Source organism: Brooklawnia sp., assembly GCF_049651565.1.
GTDB lineage: Bacteria > Actinomycetota > Actinomycetes > Propionibacteriales > Propionibacteriaceae > Brooklawnia.
This window is the reverse complement of record NZ_JBASCI010000079.1, coordinates 1-5,969: the sequence shown is the minus strand read 5'-3', so window position 1 is coordinate 5,969 and position 5,969 is coordinate 1. Positions and strand designations below refer to the sequence as shown.

The 5,969-nt window shown below is 69.4% G+C and carries 6 protein-coding genes; 4 read left to right on the top strand and 2 right to left on the bottom strand.

Features of this window, described 5'->3' with window-relative positions; translation table 11 throughout:
* Positions 1–155: 155 nt before the first annotated feature.
* Entirely contained in the window at positions 156–1,229 is a 1,074-nt protein-coding gene (locus WBL05_RS03825) for a DNA polymerase domain-containing protein (RefSeq protein ID WP_424223848.1), read from the bottom strand.
* A 93-nt stretch (positions 1,230–1,322) separates the two neighbouring features.
* Between WBL05_RS03825 and msrB the strand changes: the two genes are divergently transcribed.
* From msrB to WBL05_RS03810, 3 genes are all read left to right on the top strand, one after another.
* Positions 1,323–1,712: a peptide-methionine (R)-S-oxide reductase MsrB gene (gene msrB, locus WBL05_RS03820; protein WP_424223850.1), complete on the top strand. Its 390-nt coding sequence runs from the start codon at positions 1,323–1,325 to the stop codon at positions 1,710–1,712.
* 114 nt (positions 1,713–1,826) lie between these two features.
* Entirely contained in the window at positions 1,827–2,390 is a 564-nt protein-coding gene (locus WBL05_RS03815; RefSeq protein WP_424223846.1) for a DUF3000 domain-containing protein, read from the top strand.
* A complete protein-coding gene (locus WBL05_RS03810; protein WP_424223844.1) occupies positions 2,390–3,643 on the top strand; it encodes an HRDC domain-containing protein in 1,254 nt (417 codons plus the stop codon). Before WBL05_RS03815 ends, WBL05_RS03810 begins: the two co-directional genes overlap by 1 nt.
* Here the strand turns inward: WBL05_RS03810 and dxs are convergent.
* Positions 3,608–5,521, bottom strand: coding sequence for a 1-deoxy-D-xylulose-5-phosphate synthase (dxs, locus tag WBL05_RS03805; protein ID WP_424223842.1), 1,914 nt, complete (start codon positions 5,519–5,521; stop codon positions 3,608–3,610). The genes WBL05_RS03810 and dxs overlap by 36 nt on opposite strands.
* 196 nt (positions 5,522–5,717) lie before the next feature.
* Here dxs and WBL05_RS03800 point away from each other — a divergent pair.
* Positions 5,718–5,969, top strand: a 252-nt coding sequence (locus WBL05_RS03800) for a hypothetical protein (protein WP_424223841.1), incomplete at its 3' end; no start/stop codon positions are given.

The following is a 5,969-nucleotide window of genomic DNA, read 5'->3' as shown; positions in this document are numbered from 1 at the left end:
CATCGGCGTCGTTCTTGTCGTGGCCCTTGGGGTAGCCCGGGGTGGCGTCGGTCTCGAAGTCCCTCACCACGTCGATCTCGCGGGGCGGACAGCGCAGCAGCTTGAGGATGGAGTCTTCCTTCTTGCTCATTGGGCCAGTATCGCGGCTGGCACCCTCATTCCACCGGCGGTGCGGAGTATTCGTGGTCGGGTTTGGTCTGCCGGCTCGGCTGCACCCGGGGCGGTTCTCCCGGCATCTTGGGGTACTCCGGGGGATACGGCATATCGGTGAGCCCGGACTCGATGCCGAGGTCGTACAGCTTCAGCGCCGGCACCAGGCTGGCCGGCGGGTCCTGGTAGAGCGGTGTCCAGACGTCGCCCAGCTCGCGGTACCGGTCGGGCATCGTGAGCACGGTGAAGTCGTCGGGGTGCACCCCCGGCACCTCGTCCCAGGTCAGCGGCGCCGACACCCGGGCCGTCGGCACCGGGCGGATCGAGTACGGGCTTGCCATCAGCCGGTCGCGGGCCATCTGGTTGTAGTCGACGAAGACCCGCTCGCCGCGGGTCTCCTTCCACCAGTCGACGGTCACCCGGTCGGGCATCCGGTGGGCTAGCTCGCGTCCGATCGCGATCGCCGCGTGCCGGGCGTCCACGAAGCTGGCCGGTTCGATCCGGCTGAACACGTGCATGCCGCGACCGCCGCTGGTCTTCGGGTAGCAGTCCAGGCCGAGTTCCCCCATCACGCTGCGTAGCTCGAGGGCGGCGGCCACCACGTCGTCGAAGTCGGTGCCGGGCTGCGGGTCGAGGTCGATGCGCAACTGGTCCACCTGGTCCACGTCGGGTGCGGTGACCGGCCACGGGTGGAACCGCAGGCAACCCAGGTTCAGCGCCCAGACCACGGTGGCCAGGTTGGCCGGCGTGATCGACCAGGCCTTGCGTCCGGACGGGAACCTGATCTCGGCGACCTCCACCCAGTCGGGACGCTTCTCCGGGGCGCGCTTCTGGTAGAAGGCGTCGCCCTTGGCGTCCGATCGGGTGGCGAGCTTCATCCCCTCCCGCACCCCGCCGGGCCAGCGCTCCAGGGTGGTCGGACGCCGGAACAGCCCCGCCAGCATTCCTTCGCCGACGGTGAGCAGGTAATCGGCCAAGTCCTTCTTGGTCAGGCCGAGTTCCGGGAAGTACACCTTGTCGGGGCTGGACAGCCGCACCTCGATGCCGTCGACGTCCAGTTGGGTCGCGGGAGTCGCCATGCAGAAAGGGTAGGTGGGTGGGCCCACATATGCTGGAACGCGCAGAAAGGAGAGACCGTGACCAATTCGCTGCCCGGGGATGGCAACTTCCGGATGACCGAGGACCAGTGGCGGGTCAAGCTGAGCCCCGAGGAGTTCCACGTGCTGCGCGAGGCGGGCACCGAGCGTCCGTTCGTCGGCGAGTACACCGACACCGAGACCGAGGGCGTCTACCGCTGCCGGGCCTGTGGTGCGGAGCTGTTCCGCAGCACCACCAAGTTCCACTCCAACTGCGGTTGGCCGAGCTTCTTCGCGCCGCTCGCCGAGGACCGCGTCCGTTACCTGGAGGACCGTTCGATACCGGGCAGGCCGCGCGTCGAGGTGCGCTGCACCAACTGCGACTCCCACCTCGGCCACGTCTTCGCCGGCGAGGGCTATGACACCCCCACCGACCTGCGCTACTGCATCAACTCGATCAGCCTCACCCTCTCCCCGGCTGAGTAGGCCGGTGAGAGGTGGCGGCCGGACGCCCTGCCGGGGGCGTCCCGGCGCGTCTACCCGGCCCGAAGTGGGCTGCTGCGTAGGCTCGGGCGTGTGCTTCGGAAGCTGCAGTCGTCAATGACCGGCGGAACTTTCTGGCGCGTGCAGGACGCCATTGAGCTGTTCCGCTGGCGCCCGGAGCTGACTGTGGAGGAGATTCCGGCTCCCCAGCGCATCGCCCCGCACGCCTACGCGATCGAGGCCGTCGTCCACTCGGCCGACAAGGCCGAGATCGGCACCGGCCGGTTGATCGTGCTGCATGATCCGAGCGGCAACCCGGCATGGAACGGCACCTACCGGTGCGTCAGCTACGCGCACGCCGACGTCGACCTGGAGATGGTGACCGATCCCCTGCTGGCCGAGGTGGGGTGGACCTGGCTGACCGAGTCCCTGCACAGCGCCGGGGCCGAGTACCACGACGCCTCCGGCACCGTCACCGCGGTTTCGAGCCGCAGCTTCGGCGAGCTGGCCGACGAACCCGACCGGGCCGAGGTCGAGATCCGCGCGTCCTGGACACCCGAGATGGCGGACCACGACATCACCCCGCAGTTGGCGGCCTGGCAGGCGCTGCTGTGCACCACCGCCGGGCTGCCGCCGCTGCCGGACGGTGTGATCGCGTTGACCTCGCGGCTGGAGCGTTGATGGCGCAACCGCCGCCCGAAGACCTGCCCGTGCTGACCGAACCGGCCGACGGTGTGCCCGACGTGGTCGACACCGCCGAGGGACGCCGCGCGACGCTGGCCGCGCTGGCGGCCGGCAGTGGGCCGATCGCGGTGGATGTCGAGCGCGCCCAGAGCTACCGCTACTACGCCAAGGCCTACCTGGTGCAACTGCGCAGACCAGGCTCGGGCACCTTCCTGATCGACCCCATCGCGTTCGAGACCCCGGACGCCGAGGTCGCCCACTTCGCCGCACTTCGGGATCTGATTGCCGATGAGGAGTGGATCCTGCACGCCGCCACCCAGGACCTGCCCAACCTGGTTGAGCTCGGGTTGCGGCCGACGAGACTGTTCGACACCGAGCTGGCCGGCCGGCTGCTCGGCCTGCCAAAGGCGAGTCTCGGCGCAATGGCGGAACGCTACTGCGGGGTTCGGCTGCTGAAGGAGCACTCGGCGGTCGACTGGTCGCGGCGTCCCATCCCGCGCGACTGGCTGGTCTACGCGGCGCTGGACGTTGAACTGCTGCACGAGTTGCGCGAGAAGCTGACCGTCGAACTGCGGCAGGCTGGCAAGCTCGACTGGGCCCGGCAGGAGTTCGACTACCTGTGCCGGTGGGCGCTGGAGCCACCCGCCGAGCGGCCGGATCGTTGGCGGCGGGTATCCGGCAGCCACCAGGTGCGCACGCCGCGCGGCCTGGCGGTGGTGCGGGAGCTCTGGCTGGCCCGCGACGAGGTCGCGCACCGCACCAACCAGGCGCCCGGTCGCGTCCTGCCCGATGCCGCGATCAGCACTCTGGCCGCGATGATCACCAAGCGGCATCCGGCGGTGCCGAACGCCCGAGAGATGGGTCAGGTCGAGGGTTTTCGGCGCCGGCAGGCCCGGCAGTACCAGTCGATCTGGCGGAACGTGCTCGACCGGGTGGCGGCGATGACCTCTGCCGAGCTGCCGCCCCTGCGGTTGACCGGCAACGGGATCCCGATGCCACGCAACTGGCAGCGGGCCAATCCGGACGCGTGGGAGCGCTGGTCGAAGGTGCGTCCGGCGGTGGTTGCACTGGCCGAGGAGCTGCAGTTGCCGGTGGAGAACCTGATCGCACCGGACGCGTTGCGGCAGTTGCTCTGGCAGCCGCCCAGCCCGCTCAGCGTCGAGGCGATCGACGAGCAGTTGGCCGGGCTGGGCGTCCGGCCCTGGCAGCGGGAGCTAGTTGCTCCGCTCGTGGTCGAGTTGCTCGATTGAGGGCTCGTCGAGTCGGCTGACCGTCGCGACCACCTGCCGGGCGACCGACTGCGGGGTGAGCCCGATCTCGGCCAGCACCTCCCCGCGGGAGCCGGCGTCCAGGTAGCGCTGCGGGACGCCGAACTGCCGCATCGGCACCTCCACCTCGGCGGCGTCCATCGCCAGTTCGAGTCGGGAGCCGAGCCCGCCGATGACCAGGTTGTCCTCGATGGTGACGACCAGTTCGTGCTGGCCGGCCAGCTCGACCAGCGCATCGTTCACCGGTAGCGCCCAGACCGGGTCGACCACGGTGGCGGCGATGCCCTGGGCGCGCAGCAGTTCGGCGACGTGCACGGCCGGGCCGCACATCGCCCCCCAGGCGACGATCAGGACGCGGGCGTCGGAGTCGAACGACAGCAGGTCGAGGCCGTTGCGGTGGCTGGCTGCCGGCATCGGGTCGGGCAGCTTCTCCTTGCTGTAACGGATCAGGGTCGGGGCGTCGTCCACCGTGATGGCCAGCCGCAGCGCGTCACTCAGCCGCTGCTGGTCGCGGGGGCTGGCCAGCCGCAGCCCGGGCACGATGCCGGCGATGGAGACGTCCCAGACCCCGTTGTGGCTGGGGCCGTCCGGCCCGGTGACGCCGGCCCGGTCGAGCACGATGGTCACCCCGAGTCGGTGCAACCCGACGTCCATCAGGAGTTGGTCGAATGCGCGGTTGAGGAAGGTCGAGTAGACCGCGAAAACCGGGTGCAGGCCCGCGCTGGCCAGGCCCGCGGCGCAGGCCATGGCGTGCTGCTCGGCGATCCCCACGTCGAAGACCCGATCCGGGTACGCGGCGGCGAACCGGCCCAGGCCGACCGGGTGCAGCATGGCTGCGGTGAGGGCGACCACCTCTGGGTGGTCCTCACCGATCTCGACCATCTCCTGGGCGAACGCGTCGGTCCAGGTGGTGTGCCCTGACGCGCTGATCGGCTCGCCGGTGGTGGAGTTGATGCAGCCGACGGCGTGGAAGTGGTCCTTCTCGTTGAGTTCGGCGGCCCGGAAGCCGCGCCCCTTCTGGGTGACTGCATGGACGATGACCGGCCCACCGAAGCCCTTGGCCTGCCGCAGCAGGTCGATCAAGACACCTGTGTCGTGGCCGTCGATCGGCCCCAGGTACTTCAACCCCAGGTCGCTGAACAGCATCTGGGGGGCGAGCACGTCCTTGATGCCGCTCTTCATGCCGTGCAGCAGGTCGTAGGTCTGCCGCCCGAGGGTGCCGCGCCGGATCGTGGTCTTGAGGATCTCGAGGGTCTGTTCGTAGCGCGGGTCGGCACGGACCAGCGAGAGGTGCCGGGACAGCCCACCCACGGTTGGCGAGTAGGAGCGTCCGTTGTCGTTGACGACGATCACCAGCGGCAGCGACTCGTCGATGGCGATGTTGTTGAGCGCCTCCCAGGCCATTCCACCGGTCAGCGCGCCGTCACCGACCACGGCCACCACCGTGCGGTCGGTCTCACCGCGCAGCCGGAAGCCGCGGGCCAGTCCTTCTGCCCAGCTGAGCGCGGTGGAGGCGTGGGAGTTCTCCATCCAGTCGTGCTCGGATTCGGCCCGGGACGGATAACCGGAGACCCCGCCCTGCTGGCGCAGTGAGGTGAAGCCGTCGCGACGGCCGGTGAGGAGCTTGTGCACGTAGCTCTGGTGCCCGGTGTCGAAGATGATCGGATCGTGCGGGGAGTCGAAGACGCGGTGCAGGGCGATGGTCAGTTCGACCACCCCCAGGTTCGGCCCGAGATGCCCCCCGGTGCGACTCACGTGCGTGATCAAGAACTCCCTGATCTCGGCGGCCAGGCCGGGAAGCTGATCGCGCGCCAGCGCGCGCACGTCACGCGGCTGGTTGATCGTCTCCAACAGTGACATGGGTTGACTTTATCCGCCTGCCCAACCCGATCGCACCGGACCGCGCCAGCCGTGTGCGTTGCCGTGGTGGCCAGTTGCGCTTGGCAACCCCGACGCGCCGGTTGCCAGATTCTTTGGGACGAGTCTTAACGGAACTTACTGTTTTCTCAGATTCAGGGCGAGGGACAAGGACTCGTCCCATATCCGAGGACATCGATTGACTGCAGCCAGGGCACTACCCGAAGACCACGACGCCACCCAGTACTCGCTGGTCACTGCTTCAACCGCGCGCTGTCGGCGAGCTCAGGAAGCGGTCGCGCGCCGCGGTATCGCCGACGAGATGGCTGCAGCCAGCTCGCCGCGACGCGGCATGACCGCGGACGCCACCCCGCAGACCGCTGCGGTTGCCGAGGTTCGCGCCAATTCGGCCGATAGCCCGTTCATCGCGGCGAGCCGCCCCCGGCAAGGC